Genomic DNA, 13,630 nt, shown 5'->3' on the forward strand with positions numbered 1-13,630 from the left:
GTCAGGCCGAGGCGGGCGCGCCCGCGGCGCTGTCGTCCAGCAGCTCGCCGGCACGCACGCGCGCGGCCATGTCGTTCGACTCGGCGCGGTAGACGGTGCCGTCCTCGAGCTCGATCACCGGCAGGTACTTCTGGCCGCTCAGCTCGACGACGTCCGGGCGCTTGCCCTTCCCGAAGCCGTGCTTGACGACCTCGTACTCGATGCCCTGCTCGTCGAGCGCCCGCTGGACCTTCCAGCACGCGTCGAGGTCGGTGTGCAGGAACGTGTAGGAGCAGCGGTGCAGCTTGACCTTGGCCATGGGGCCCACCCTAGGCCACGGTGCGGCGGGAAGCGCCGGACTGAGCCGTCCACCTCCTAGCCTGCACGCCATGAGCCCCAGCGAGAAGGTCGTCGTGATCGCCACCATCCAGGTCAAGCCCGGCAGCGAGGACGAGGCGCTCGACGCCCACACCCGCACGCCGCACCTCAAGGAGCTGTTCGGCAAGGTCGGCCCGCTGGTGAGCGCGCCGCCGTCGATCATCCGCACGAGCGCCTTGCCGATCGGCGATCCGGGGAAGGGCGCGCTCCGCGCGGCCCACTAGCCATGGAGATCGGCATCACGACGTTCGCAGAGCTGACGCCCGACCCGCGCACCCGTGAGGTGATCAGCGCGCAGCAGCGGCTGCACGACCTCATCGAGGAGATGGAGCTGGCCGACCAGGTCGGGCTCGACGTCTTCGGCGTGGGCGAGCACCACCGGCCCGACTTCGCGGTCTCGGCCCCGGCCGTCGTCCTCGCCGGCGCGGCCACGCGCACCGAGCGCCTGCGCCTGGCCAGCGCCGTGACGGTCCTCAGCTCCGACGACCCGGTCCGGGTCTTCCAGGACTTCGCCACGGTCGACCTGCTCTCCGACGGCCGCGCCGAGATCTGGGCCGGTCGCGGCTCGTTCGTCGAGTCCTTCCCCCTCTTCGGCCAGGACCTCGACGACTACGACGAGCTCTACGCCGAGAAGCTCGACCTGCTGCTGGCCGTGCGCTCGTCGGAGCGCGTCACGTGGGCCGGCTCGGGCCGGCACCGCGCGCCGATCGACAACGTCGGCGTCTACCCGCGGCCCGTACAGGATCCGCTGCCGGTGTGGGTCGGCGTCGGCGGCACGCCGCAGTCGGTGGTGCGCGCCGCGTCGCTGGGCCTGCCGCTCACGATCGCGATCATCGGCGGCCAGCCCGAGCGCTTCGCCCCGCTGGTGCAGCTGTACCGCGACGCCGCGCAGCGCGCCGGCCAGCCGGCCGACCTGCCGATCGCCATCAACACCCACGGGTTCGTGGCGCCGAGCGCCGAGCAGGCGGTCGCCACGTTCTACGGGCCCTACGCCGCGGCGATGTCGCGCCTCGGGCGCGAGCGCGGCTGGCCGCCGATGTCGCCCGAGCAGTTCGACGCGCTGCGCTCGCCGCGCGGCTCGCTGGTCATCGGCGCGCCCGAGCAGGTCGCCGAGAAGATCCTGTTCCATCACGAGCTCTTCGGCCACGACCGCCACCTGATGCACCTGACCGTCGGCACGATGCCCCACGCCGACGTCATGCAGGCCGTCGAGCTGCTCGGCACCGAGGTCGCGCCGCTGGTCCGCGACGAGGTGGCGCGGCGCACGGCGAGCGCGCCGGCGCCGGCGAAGAGCGACAACTAGGGGTGCCGTAGGCGGCCGACGAGGCCGAGGCCCACGACGGCCAGCCGTCGCCGCCGGAGGTGGGTCCCCAGTCGCGATAGCGACACAGTCTCCTAGGGTCAGCGCCGCGGCCGGCCGGTGTAGCGGGGGCCGGGTCAGATGTCCGCGACGAGCCGCACGGCGAGGTACGCCAGCACCGCCGCCCCCAGCGCCCGACGGAACGCGTTGCTTCCGCGCGCCAGCTCATCGGCCGCCCAGACGGCCAGCGCGGCGTAGAACACCACACGGGCGACGTCGTGCGCGGCGCCGTCCACCAGGCGCGACAGCGCCGCCGCGACCAGCGCCACGATCAGCGGCACGTTGGGGAGCTGCACCAGCGGATACGGCGCCGGCCAGCCACGCTGCCCTCGGCGCCACAGCTCGAGGACGGCCCGCACGCGCCCGACCCTACCGGCCCCGACGATCCGCCCCCAAGCACAGCCGGGGCGGCGGTGCACGGCCCGCCGCCCCGGAGCTTGGTGTCCTTGCGCGAGGCCTACTCGTAGGCCAGCGACTCCAGCACGTTCAGGCGCGAGGCCCGGCGTGCCGGCAGGATCGCCGCGAGGACCCCTGCGACCGCCGCGGCGATCAGCAGGAAGATGAGCGTCCCGACGGGGATCGACAGCTGGAAGTCGTCGATCGCCCGCGTCACCAGGAGCGAGAGCACGATGCCGAGCGCGAGCCCGATCACGGCGCCGATCTGCGCGGTGATGATCGCCTCGTAGCGGATCACCCGCCGGACCTGGCGGCGCGACATGCCGATCGCCCGCAGCAGCCCCAGCTCCCGGGTCCGCTCGGAGATCGACAGCACGAGCGTGTTGACGATCCCGAACAGCGACACGATGATCGCCATCGCCAGCAGCGCGTAGATCAGCATCAGCAGCTGGTCGATCTGCTTGGCCTGCGAGTCGATGAACTCGGTATTGGTCTTGGCCTCGGCCTCGGGGAACTGGTCGTCGAGCACCCTGTCGATCGACGCCTTCACCTGCCCCTCGGGCCGGGTGCCGTCGTAGGCGACGAACGCGAACCCGTCCTTGCGGAAGCCGAAGTCCTTCTCGAGCACGCTGTTGGCGACCGTCATGTCCCCGGTCAGGCCACCCTTGTCGTACAGGATGCCGATGACCTTCAACTTGAGCGATCGCTCCGTGCTGGTCTGCAGGTTGAGCGTGTCACCCACCTTGGTGCCCTCGTTCTCGGCGTACTTCTTGCCGACGATCACCGTGCCGGGGCCGAGCTGGCGCAACGTCGCGTCGCTGCCCTGCTTCCAGCCCGAGTGGTACAGGTCCGCGAACGTCTGCGGGTCGACGCCCGTCACGCCCTTCTTGGTGCCGTCGACCTTGCCCTGGCCGAAGCGGACCGCCGAGACCTCCCGGACGCCCGGGACCTGGGCGACGGCCTGGCCCGCCTGGGGCGTGAAGGAGCTGAAGCCGTCGGTGTTCTGGATGACGGCCTGCGCCTTGGAGCCGTTGGTCACGGCGTCCTTGAACGTCGTCTTGGCCCCGGCCGCGAACACCGACGCGAAGGTCACGAGCGCGACGCCGATCATCAGCGCGGCGGCGGTGACCGCCGTGCGGCCGGGCTGGCGCACCGTGTTCTCGCGGGCGATCCGGCCCGTGACCCCGCGGAAGCGCTCGAACGGCGAGCCGACGACGCCGGCGATCGGGCCGACCAGGCGCGGGCTGAGGAACGCGACGCCGAGGAAGGTCGCCACCGCGCCGAGGCCCATGAGCGACAGCGCCGAGTTGGCCTTCATCGAGCCGAACAGCCCCAAGGCCATCAGCCCGAGACCGCCGACGGTGAGCACGCCGGCGACCGGCGTCCCCCAGCGCGAGTGCTTCTGCTCGCGCGTCAGGCCCTCGCGCAGGGCCGCCAGCGGCGGGACGCGCGTCGCCCGGATGGCGGGCGCGATCGTCGAGATCAGCGTGACGACCGTGCCGACGACCAGCGACACGATGATCGTGCGCTCGGCGATGACCGTGCCCGTCGACGGCATGTCGGCGCCGAAGGCCTTGAAGAGCGCGCGCAGGCCGTCGGCCACCAGGATGCCGAGGCCGAGGCCGACCACCGAGCCGATGAGGCCGATCGTCAGCCCCTCGCCCAGGACCGAGCGCAGGACCTGCTTGCGCTTGGCGCCGAGCACGCGCAGGAGCGCGAACTCACGGGTGCGCTGGGCGACGGTGATCGAGAAGGTGTTGAAGATCAGGAACGCGCCGACGAACAGCGAGATCCCGGCGAACGCCAGCAGCGCGGTGCGCAGGAAGTTCAGGAACCCGTCGTTGATGTCCTTGGTCTGCTTGTCGGCCTGCTCGCTGCCCGTACGGACCTCGACGCCCTGGGGCACGACCTTCGCGATCCGCCCCTTGAGCTGCTCGGGCGTGACGCCCGGCGTCCCGGCGACCTCGATCTCGTCGAAGGAGTTGCCGTGGCCGGTCATGCGCTGCGCCTCGGGCAGCGTCATCACGGCGATCACGCCGCCGCCGAACGAGTCCACGCCGGCGATCTTCACGATCCCCGAGATGGTGTAGAGCTTCTTGGGCGCCTCGTCGGCGACCTCGATCTTGTCGCCCACCTTGAAGTCGTTGTTGTCGGCGGTGCCCTTGGGAATGGCGATCTCGTCGGCCGTCTGCGGCAGGTGACCCTCGGTCGGCGCAAAGGACTCGAAGCGCTGCACGTCGTGCGTGCCGGCGATCGCGTTGAAGCCCTGGCCCTTGAGCTTGGAGCCGTCGGCCTTGCGGAACGAGCCGCCCGAGCTGAACACCGCGCCCTCGGCCGAGGAGACGCCGTCGACCTGCTTGACCCTGTCCAGGACCACGCCCGGGATCGGTGGCGGGTCCTCGTCGCCCGACAGGTCGTTGTTGGGAGAAAGCGCGACGTCCGTGCCCTTGTTGGACTGGACGAAGATGTTGTCGAACGACTTGTTGATCGTGTCGGTGAAGATGTAGGTGCCCGCGATGAGCGTGACCCCCAGCGCGACGGCGAGGGCGGTCAGGGCAAGGCGGAGCTTGCGGGCGAGCAGCCCGCGTACGGCGATCTTGGCCATGGTGAAGGAGCTTCCGGGCTAGGCGACGGCGGTGGCGGAGGGCGCGCGGTCTTCGACGATCTGGCCGTCGTGCAGCACGAGCAGGCGGTCGGCGTAGGCCGCCGCGTGCTCGTCGTGCGTGACCATGATGATCGTCTGTCCGAACTCGTCGACCGAGCGCCGCAGCAACTGCAGGATCTCGGTCGAGGCGTGGGAGTCGAGGTTGCCGGTGGGCTCGTCGGCGAAGACGACCGCGGGGCGGCTGGCGAGCGCGCGCACCACGGCGACGCGCTGCTGCTGGCCACCGGAGAGCTCGCTCGGGCGGTGCGTGATGCGGTCCCGCAGGCCCACGAGGTCGATCAGCTGGTCGACCCAGGCGTCGTCGGGGTCCCGGCCGGCGATCGACAGCGGCAGGACGATGTTCTCCCGCGCGTTGAGGACCGGCAGCAGGTTGAAGGCCTGGAAGATGAAGCCGACGCGGTCGCGACGCAGCTCGGTGAGCGCGTCGTCGTTGAGCGTCGTGAGCTCGATGCCGTCGAGCGTGACGGTGCCCTCGGTGGGCCGGTCGAGGCCGGCGAGCAGGTGCATCAGCGTGGACTTTCCGGAGCCCGACGGGCCCATGATGGCGGTGAACGCACCGGCGGGGAAGTCCACGGAGACGCGGTCCAGCGCCGTGACGGCGGCGCCGCCCTCCCCATAGACGCGGCGAAGATCCTGCGCGGAGACGATCGAATTCATGCCGAGGAGCCTCCCAGCCTGGCGCGAAGCGAAGGGTACGGCTATCCCCCACTTACCCCCTAGGGGATGTCATGGGGTCGACGGTGTCAGGTGCCGGGCTGCGGCGGTCTGAGCGGGGTTGGCTGGGGTTGGCGCGGGCGGGGCTGGCTGGGGTTGGCGCGGGCGGGGCTGGCTGGGGAGGGCGCGGGCGGGGTTGGCTGGGCGGCACTCCGCGATGCTCGCCACCGCCCCTGCGCGACGCGCTCGCGTGGTCGTGCCGCGAGCGCTGGGTGCTCGCTCGGGCTGCTCGCGACGACGCGATCTCCCCTGGCATCGATCGCGCGCTTTCGCTTCGGAGCGGATGTCGACATCGACGGAGAGCCGCCTCGGCTCAGCCCCACGGCGGCGCGAAACGCGCGCCGACACTGCCGAGGAGCGACGCGCCAGGGAAACCGTGTGGACCTACACGGCAGCGCTCCCTCCCGCCGCTGCCGAGGGCCGGCGTGTGCGCCGAGGCGTGGCGCCGATGCGTCGCGCCGAGCCGGGGGTGCGTCACGCCATCACCCGCGCGGAGCGGATCAAACCGAGTTGCCTGGAACGGTCAACGCCCTGAATCCGGACGCCGTCTCCCTGGTCGCTCGCTCCGGTTACAACGCTAGTCGCCTGCGGGGACGGTGTTGGTAGCGGCATCGGCCTCGCGCGGTTCCCGGTCACGGAGGAGCTTCCCTTGAGGCGGTTGCGGTAGGCGTTCTTGAAGATCACTTCGTCTGTGTCGACGTTGACGCAGTTGCTCACGTAGGTCCTTACACGCTGCTTGACCTTGCCCTGACACCGCAGGCACCGACGTCGCACTTGAGGGCACCATGGTTTGAGAGCCCGGCAGCAACACGGCGCGCTCCGCTGGCGCCGATTGGGACGCGTCAGCCCGGGCGTGCTGGCGTAGCGGGGATACGTGGCGTCGCCATCCGCGCGGAGCGGCTTAGCGCGGGATCGATGCCGGAAGCGGTCGCGCCGCCCTCGGAGCGATACGAGCGCTCAGCGCCCGAGCGACCCCGAGGCGAGCGCGAAGCGGAGCGCGGGGGTGACGCCACGTAGCCCCGCCGACCAGCCACGCCGCGCCCCGGTACGCCCAGCTCAGCCCTGCAGGTACGCCAGCACCGCCAGCACGCGCCGGTGGTCTTCGACCGTCGGCGGGAGCGTGAGCTTGGTGAAGATGCTCGTGACGTGCTTCTCGACGGCGCGCTCGGTGACGACCAGCGCGTCGGCGATCGCGTGGTTGGAGCGGCCCTCGGCCATCAGGCCCAGCACCTCGCGCTCGCGTGGCGAGAGCGCCTCGAGCGGATCCTCGCGGCGCCGGCGGCCGAGCAGCCGGGAGACGACCTCGGGATCCAGCGCGCTGCCGCCCTCGCCGACGCGGCGGACCGCCTCGGTGAACCGGTCGACGTCGCTGACGCGGTCCTTGAGCAGGTAGCCGATGCCGGCGGCGTCGTCGGAGAGCAGCTCGAGCGCCGAGGTCTCCTCGACGTAGGCGCTCAGCACGAGCACGCCCGTGTCCGGGAAGCGCTCACGGATCTCCAGGGCGGCCTTGAGCCCCTCGTCGGTGTGCGTCGGCGGCATGCGGACGTCCACGATCGCCACGTCGGGCTTGTGGGCGCCGACCTTGCGCAGGAGATCCTCGGCGTCGCCCGACTGGGCGACCACGTCGAAGTCCTTGCCTTCGAGCAACGCCGCGAGTCCTTCGCGGAGCAGCACGGAATCATCAGCCAGCACTACGCGCACGGGATCCTCGCCCTCACGGTCGTTCCGACTCCAGGAGGGGAGTCGACCTCAAGCCTTCCGTCGAGGGCGGCCAGGCGATCGGCGAGGCCCCGCAGGCCAGTGCCTGCGGACGGGTCCGCGCCGCCGATGCCGTTGTCCTCGATCTCCACCACTGCGTAGCCATTCTCCCGTACGACGCGGACGGTCGCATATTCGGCATCGGCGTACTTGGCCACGTTGGTCAGGGACTCCGACACGACGAAGTACGCCACGGCCTCCACGGGCATCGGCATCCGGCCCTCCGGGACCGCCTCGACCTCGACCGGGACGGGCGCCCGTCCGGCCAGCGCCTCGAGCGCCGCGGCCAGCCCGCGGTCGGTCAGGATCGCCGGGTGGATGCCGCGCGCGAGCTCGCGCAGCTCCTCCAGCGCGGACGCCAGCTCGCCGCGCGCGCCGTCCAGGATGCGCTCGGCGACGTCGGGGTCGGTGCGCAGCTTGGTCTTGGCCAGGCCGAGCTGCAGCGACAGCGCCACGAGGCGCTGCTGCGCGCCGTCGTGGAGGTTGCGCTCCAGCGCGCGGCGCTCGGCCATGCCGACCTCGATGACCTTCGCGCGCGAGACCTGCAGCTCGGCGACGCGGGCCTTCAGCTCGGCCTCCAGGCGCTCGTTCTCCAGCGCGAGCGCCGCCGCGGCGCCCGCAGCGCGGACGAGACCCGGCTCGTCGAGCAGCGCGGCGTCGTGGACGATGGCGGCGACCGGCACCGACTCGCGCTCGATCTCGGTCACCGCGCGCGAGCGCGACGTGGCCGGCGGCAGGTCGACGTGCTGGCCGTGGGCGTCGACGTAGCGCTCCGAGCCGCGGGACCAGAACGCCAGCGCCAGCGAGCGGTCGCCGAGGGCGTCCGACAGCGCGTCGCGCAGCGACTCGCCCTCGATGCCCCGCGCGTTGAGGCGCTCGACGAGGTCGCCGACGGCGCCGGCGCGGCTGTAGCGGCCGCGCAGCAGGCCGATGACGAACGCCCACGGCAGCGCCGCGAACGCGATCAATGACACGAGGCTCGGGCTCGCCGCCACCGAGGTGCCCGCCCCCAGCAGCTGCCCGACGACGGCGACGGCCAGCGTCGCGCTCAGCGCCAGGCCGGTCCACAGCACGGGCGCCATCGCGCGCCGCTGCGGCGGCGAGGCGACCTGGCGCTTCTGGACGAGCTGGACCGCCAGCCAGGCGATCAGCACCGCGGCGACCAACTGCGAGACCGCGCCGAAGACCTGCGCGCCGTCGGGGTTGTCGGTCAGCGCCCAGGCGTTGCGCGGCGCGTTGTCGGGCGTGCTGATGTCGCCGCCGAGCAGGAAGAACGGGATCTGCACGAACAGCGCGTCGAGGTAGCCGATGGCGATCAGCGTGCGCGCCGCGTCGGTCTCCAGCCGCCCGCTGGGGAAGGCCAGCAGCATGTGGCCGACCAACACGATGTACAACGGCCCGAGGTAGACGCCGAGCGTGTAGACCCACGCGGCGTTGGCCTCGGTCAGCCCCGCCAGGAACCATGCGAAGCCCACCGCAGTCATGAGCGCGCCGAAGCGGTTGTGAGGACGGCGCATCCACGCGAAGATGCCCGTGCCGCAGAAGCTCAGCCCGATGAGCGGACCGAGGACGGCGGTGACCTCCTTGGCGCTCTCGTGATCGCTGGAGACGACGAGCGCCACCATCACGGCGGCCATCGCCACCGAGGCTGCGAACAGCGCCAGGAGCGCGGCTCGCAGTGAGTTCATCGAATGAGCTCCGTGAGTGCGGCACCTGAGAGCTCCCCCTTCGGGATGAACCCGCGCGCACCGCTGCGATGCACGAGGGGTCCGAAGTCCGAGCTGTCGCGACTGGAGGTCAGGACCACGGCGGGCGCGCCGAGCACGCTGGTGATGCGCGCAGCGACGTCGAAGCCGTCGAGGTCCGGGAGGTTGACGTCCAGCAGCACCAGGTCGGGGTGCAGCTCCCCTGCCGCAGCGATGGCGCTCAGGCCGTCCGGCGCCTCTCCGATCACGTCGAATCCCTCGCTCTCCAGCAGGAGGCGAGCGGTCGACCGAAAGGTCGGGTGGTCGTCGACGATGAGTACCTTCGTGCTCACGGGCGTTCCTTCACATCATCGGCCCTGCACCGGGCCGAGTCGCTACGGCTGGCTACACCCCGCCGCGGCGGCGATTTCGGTATAGGCAGCCGCGGGATCGTCAGCGCCGAAGATGGCGCTGCCCGCGACGAACAGGGTGGCGCCGACCTCGGCGGCCGGCCCGGCGGTGGTGGCGTCGATGCCACCGTCGACCTCCAGCTCCGGCCCGTCCCGGAGCAGCGCGCGCATCCGCGCGATCTTGTGCAACGAGGTCGGGATGAAGGCCTGCCCGCCCCACCCCGGGTTGACGGTCATGCAGAGCGCGAGGTCGACCACGACCTCGCGGTAGATGTCCAGCGGCGTCGCCGGGCAGACCGCGAGGCCCGCGGTGCAGCCCAGCTCGCGGATCTGCTGGAGGGCGTAGTCGACGTGCGGCGTGGCCTCGGCGTGGATGGTGATGTTGCTCGCGCCGGCGCTGGCGAAGTCGGCCACGTGGCGCTCGGGCCGCTCGACCATGAGGTGGACGTCGAGCTCGATGTCGAGGTCCAGGGCGCGCAGCGCGCTGCAGACCTGCGGGCCCATCGAGAACGGCGGCACGAAGTTGCCGTCCATGACGTCGACGTGGATCACCCGGGCGCCGGCGTCGACGACCTCGCGGACCTGCGCGCCGAGGTGGGCGAAGTCGGCCGCGAGGATGCTCGGGGCGATGCGAGGCGGGCGCCTGGCGTTCACCGGACCTCAGACCTCGACCAGCATGGACCCGCCACAGTGGTTGCACACCGTGGTGGCGGTGGACGACATGCGCACGATCGTGGAGTGCTCCCCGCAGTCGGGGCACACGGAGCGCAGCTCCCAGCGGTGCAGGCAGTAGACGCAGCGGTAGCGGCCGGCGAGGGTCGTCGGACGCAGCCACGGCTCCCCGCAACCGGGGCATTTGAGACCTACTTCAGCCATCGTTGACGGCAATATAGAAGCCGTCGGTCTTGTCGCGGTGCGGGAGCGTGCGCACGACCGTGCCGTCGACGATCTCCTCGCGCGGCGAGAGGGTGCACGTCGAGTAGACCAGCCGGCCGCCGGGAGCGAGCACGCCGCGTGCCGCGGCGACGATCGCCTCCTGCTCGATCCGCAGCTCCTCGATCGACTCCGGCGTGGCGTGCCAGCGCAGGTCGGGATGGCTGCTCAGGGTCCCCAGGCCGCTGCACGGCGGGTCCACCAGGACGCGGTCGAACATGCCGCCGAGCAGCTCGGCGCTGACGTCCTTGGCGTCGGCGACCTGCACGCGGACGCTGGTGGCGTGCATGCGCCCGGCCTGCGTCATCAGCGCCTGCGCGCGCTGGGGATGGCGCTCGACGGCGACGACCTCGCCCTGGTCGCCCATCAGCGCGGCGAGATGCGTGGTCTTGCCGCCGGGAGCGGCGCACAGGTCGAGGATCCGCTCACCCGGCTGCGGGTCGACGGCGCGGGCGACGAGCTGCGACGCGCGCGACTGCGGCGTGATCGCGCCGGCGGCGTAGAGCGGGTGGGAGAGCACGTCCAGCGCGCCCTCGACGACCAGCGCGTCGTCCTCGCGGCGGCCGGCCAGGTCGACGTCGACGCCGGCCAGCGGGTTGACGCGCAGCGCCAGCTCGGTCGGCTCGTTGTCGGCGGCCAGCAGCGCGCGGGCCTCCTCGGCGCCGAGCCAGTCCCACCACAGGAGCGTCAGCCACTCGGGATGCGAATGGCGGATCGCGGCGCCCTTGGGGTTGTCGTCGGCCGGCAGCTCCACGCCCTCGCGCAGCACCTTGCGCAGCACGGCGTTGACGAGCTTGGCGCCGGGGCTGGGCTTGGCCAGCTCGACGCTCTCGGCGACCGCGGCGTGCTGCGGCACGTCGGTGTAGAGCAGCTGGTAGAGCCCGAGCTGCAGGGCGGCGCGCACCTGCGGCTCGAGCTTGCGATCGACGTGGCGGGCGACGATCCAGTCCAGGGTCGCGCGGCGCTGGACCGTTCCGAACGCCAGGCGCTTGGCGAGGGCGCGATCGCGGGCGTCGAGCTCCTTGGACTCTCCGTGCAGCGCACGGTCGGCGTAGGCGCCCTGCTCGTTGACGCGGCGCAGGACGTTCAGCGCAGCGCGACGGGCGGGGCTGGCAGGCACGCCACTAAGACTAGGGAGAACCCCGTTTCCCCTTCGCGCCGGTGCGGTTTACGGTGGTCTGCGCCCATGGCTGTCTCCGTCCCCACCGCCCCCGCGTTCAGCCTGCGGGGGATCGTCAAGTCCTTCGGCGGACGCCGGGTGCTCGACGGGCTCGACCTGGAGGTCGGGCCGCGGGCGCGCGTCGGCCTGGTGGGCGCCAACGGCGCGGGCAAGTCCACGATCCTGCGGCTGCTGGCCGGTGACGATGCGCCCGACGCCGGCGCGCTGACGATCCGCCGCGGCGCGACGGTCGCCTTCCTCCCGCAGCTCGTCGGCGGCGACGACCGCACGGCGCTGCAGACCGTCCGCGCGGCCGTGCCGGCGGCGGTCGCTGTGCACGAGGAGCTGGCGAGCGTCGAGGCGGCGCTGGCCGATCCGGCCCTGGCCGAGGACCTCGACCGCATGACGCGGCTGCTGGCGCGCCAGGCGGGGCTGGTCGACGCCCTGGCCGAGCAGACGGTCGACGGCGACGCGATCCGCCTGCTGCGCGAGCTGGGGCTCGACGACGCCGACGTCGACCGGCCCACCCGCACGCTGAGCGGCGGGGAGCGCAAGCTCGTCGCGCTGGCCGCGTGCCTGGTGCGGCGGCCAGACCTGCTGCTGCTCGACGAGCCCGAGGCGCATCTGGACATGGCGCGCCGGTCGCTGCTGGAGTCGCTGGTCCAGGAGCTCGACGGCGCGGTCGTCGTCGTCAGCCACGACCGCTTCCTGCTGGACGAGATCGTCGACCAGGTCGCCGAGCTGGAGCACGGCCGCGTGCGGATGTGGCAGGGCGGCTACAGCGCCTACACCGTCGCGCGCGAGCTGGAGCTGGTCCGCCGCCAGCAGGCCTACGTGACCCAGCAGAAGGAGATCGCACGCCTGGAGACGGCGATCCGGCGCTTCAAGGACTGGGCGCACCGCGTCGTCGACGAGCGTCACATCAAGCAGGCGCGCAACAAGCAGCGCCAGATCGATCGCATGGAGAAGATCCAGCGACCGGTCTTCGAGCGCCGCAGGATGGCGCTGGCGCTGCGGGCGGCGGCGCGCGGCGGCGAGCGCGTCGTCGAGCTGCGCGACGTGGAGTTCGATCCCGAGCTCACCGGCGTCGACCTGACCGTGATGCGCGGCGAGCGGATCGGCATCGTCGGGCCCAACGGCGCCGGCAAGACCGTGCTGCTCAAGCTGCTGGCGGGTGAGCTGGCGGCGTCGTCGGGCCAGCGCTGGGCGGGCCCGTCGATCGCGTTCGACCACCTGACCCAGGCCGTCGCCGAGCTGCCCGACGAGGCGACGGCGCTGGACGTCGTGCGCGCGACCGGGCGGATGACCGAGGAGGAGGCCGTCCGCAAGCTCATGGGCTTCCTGTTCGACTACGAGCAGGTCCGCCGGCCGGTGGCGGCGATGAGCGGCGGCGAGCGGACGCGGCTGCGCTGCCTGACGCTGATGCTCGGCGGCGCGAACTGCCTGCTGCTCGACGAGCCCACCAACCATCTCGACATCGAGTCGGTCGAGGTGCTCGAGCACGCGCTCGAGGCGTTCGACGGCACGGTGATCGCGGTGTCGCACGACCGCTACTTCCTGGACCGCATCGCCGACCGGATCGTCGAGGTGCGCGACCTCGAGGTGCGCTCATACGAAGGCGGCTACAGCGACTGGAGCGAGCGTGCAGTGCGCGAGCGCGGCACGTCCTTCTGATCCGGCGCCGTGTGCAGCACGTGATCGGCGACGGTGTTCGTGATGCCGTGCCAGTAGTGCTCGTTCTTGAAGTGGTGCAGGCGATGATTTCGCCAGATCGCCTTGTAGGTGCGTGAGCGCGGGCGGTAGGCGGTGTGGATCAGGAAGTGGGTCCACTCGTAGATGCCGATGAGGACGTAGCCGGCGAACGCAGCGGTCACGAGCGCGTCGAGTGGCAGGACGATCGAGAAGACCGCGAGCACGACAGGGACGGCGAGCAGGAGAAGCGCGGCGGCCTCGAGCGGTCCGAGCAGGATCAGGCCGAGGTAGTTGGGCCGCTCGTGGTGCTCGCGGTGGGCCTTGGCGGTCGGCAGCTCGACGCGCCGGCCGCGCAACCGGAACGGCTTGAGGTGCAGCAGGTAGACGTGGATCGCCCACTCGCCGAACGGATAGATCACGAGCATCGCGGCGACCGCGACGAGGTCCAGCCAGCTGAAGTCGCCGATCGCGATCCGGGCGGCGAGCGCAAGCACGATCGCC

The 13,630-nt window shown here is 71.9% G+C and carries 14 protein-coding genes; 3 read left to right on the plus strand and 11 right to left on the minus strand.

The window, feature by feature from the left end; genetic code table 11:
* Position 1: 1 nt before the first annotated feature.
* Positions 2-298, minus strand: a complete 297-nt coding sequence (locus VK501_RS25175; RefSeq protein ID WP_324342445.1) for a glutathione S-transferase N-terminal domain-containing protein — start codon at positions 296-298, stop codon at positions 2-4.
* A 70-nt stretch (positions 299-368) separates the two neighbouring features.
* On the opposite strand from VK501_RS25175, the gene VK501_RS25180 reads away from it, so the two are divergent.
* The gene (locus VK501_RS25180) at positions 369-581 is read left to right on the plus strand and encodes a hypothetical protein (protein WP_324342447.1); all 213 of its coding nucleotides are present in this window, start codon (positions 369-371) and stop codon (positions 579-581) included.
* 2 nt (positions 582-583) lie between these two features.
* Positions 584-1,660, plus strand: a complete 1,077-nt coding sequence (locus VK501_RS25185; RefSeq protein WP_324342449.1) for an LLM class flavin-dependent oxidoreductase — start codon at positions 584-586, stop codon at positions 1,658-1,660.
* 134 nt (positions 1,661-1,794) lie between these two features.
* Here the strand turns inward: VK501_RS25185 and VK501_RS25190 are convergent, their stop codons facing one another.
* The 9 genes from VK501_RS25190 to rsmB form a co-directional block, all read right to left on the minus strand.
* Complete coding sequence (locus tag VK501_RS25190; protein ID WP_324342451.1) at positions 1,795-2,076, minus strand: hypothetical protein; 282 nt, start codon at positions 2,074-2,076, stop codon at positions 1,795-1,797.
* Positions 2,077-2,174: 98 nt separating this feature from the next.
* On the minus strand, positions 2,175-4,718 hold the full coding sequence (locus tag VK501_RS25195; RefSeq protein ID WP_324342453.1) for an ABC transporter permease: 2,544 nt from the start codon (positions 4,716-4,718) through the stop codon (positions 2,175-2,177).
* Between the two features lie 18 nt (positions 4,719-4,736).
* On the minus strand, positions 4,737-5,435 hold the full coding sequence (locus tag VK501_RS25200) for an ABC transporter ATP-binding protein (protein ID WP_324342455.1): 699 nt from the start codon (positions 5,433-5,435) through the stop codon (positions 4,737-4,739).
* Positions 5,436-6,548: 1,113 nt separating this feature from the next.
* Positions 6,549-7,193 carry a response regulator transcription factor gene (locus VK501_RS25205; RefSeq protein WP_324342457.1) on the minus strand — a complete coding sequence of 215 codons (645 nt, stop codon included), beginning with the start codon at positions 7,191-7,193 and terminating at the stop codon, positions 6,549-6,551.
* On the minus strand, positions 7,184-8,938 hold the full coding sequence (locus tag VK501_RS25210) for a sensor histidine kinase (protein ID WP_324342459.1): 1,755 nt from the start codon (positions 8,936-8,938) through the stop codon (positions 7,184-7,186). The genes VK501_RS25205 and VK501_RS25210 overlap by 10 nt, the downstream gene beginning before the upstream one ends.
* Positions 8,935-9,288 (minus strand): response regulator transcription factor, encoded by a 354-nt coding sequence (locus VK501_RS25215; RefSeq protein WP_324342461.1) that lies wholly within the window; start codon positions 9,286-9,288, stop codon positions 8,935-8,937. The genes VK501_RS25210 and VK501_RS25215 overlap by 4 nt, the downstream gene beginning before the upstream one ends.
* Positions 9,289-9,330: 42 nt before the next feature.
* Complete coding sequence (rpe, locus tag VK501_RS25220; protein WP_324342463.1) at positions 9,331-9,999, minus strand: ribulose-phosphate 3-epimerase; 669 nt, start codon at positions 9,997-9,999, stop codon at positions 9,331-9,333.
* A 6-nt stretch (positions 10,000-10,005) separates the two neighbouring features.
* A complete protein-coding gene (locus VK501_RS25225) occupies positions 10,006-10,221 on the minus strand; it encodes a zinc-ribbon domain-containing protein (protein ID WP_324342465.1) in 216 nt (71 codons plus the stop codon).
* Complete coding sequence (gene rsmB, locus VK501_RS25230) at positions 10,214-11,398, minus strand: 16S rRNA (cytosine(967)-C(5))-methyltransferase RsmB (RefSeq protein ID WP_324342468.1); 1,185 nt, start codon at positions 11,396-11,398, stop codon at positions 10,214-10,216. Before rsmB ends, VK501_RS25225 begins: the two co-directional genes overlap by 8 nt.
* A gap of 66 nt (positions 11,399-11,464) precedes the next feature.
* On the opposite strand from rsmB, the gene abc-f reads away from it, so the two are divergent.
* Positions 11,465-13,111, plus strand: coding sequence for a ribosomal protection-like ABC-F family protein (gene abc-f, locus VK501_RS25235; protein WP_324342470.1), 1,647 nt, complete (start codon positions 11,465-11,467; stop codon positions 13,109-13,111).
* Here the strand turns inward: abc-f and VK501_RS25240 are convergent.
* Positions 13,060-13,630: sterol desaturase family protein (locus tag VK501_RS25240; protein WP_324342471.1), on the minus strand; the 571-nt coding region annotated here is incomplete at its 5' end. The two genes, abc-f and VK501_RS25240, sit on opposite strands and share 52 nt — an antisense overlap.

Origin of the sequence: Baekduia sp. (assembly GCF_035318805.1) — a bacterium.
Taxonomy (GTDB): domain Bacteria; phylum Actinomycetota; class Thermoleophilia; order Solirubrobacterales; family Solirubrobacteraceae; genus Baekduia.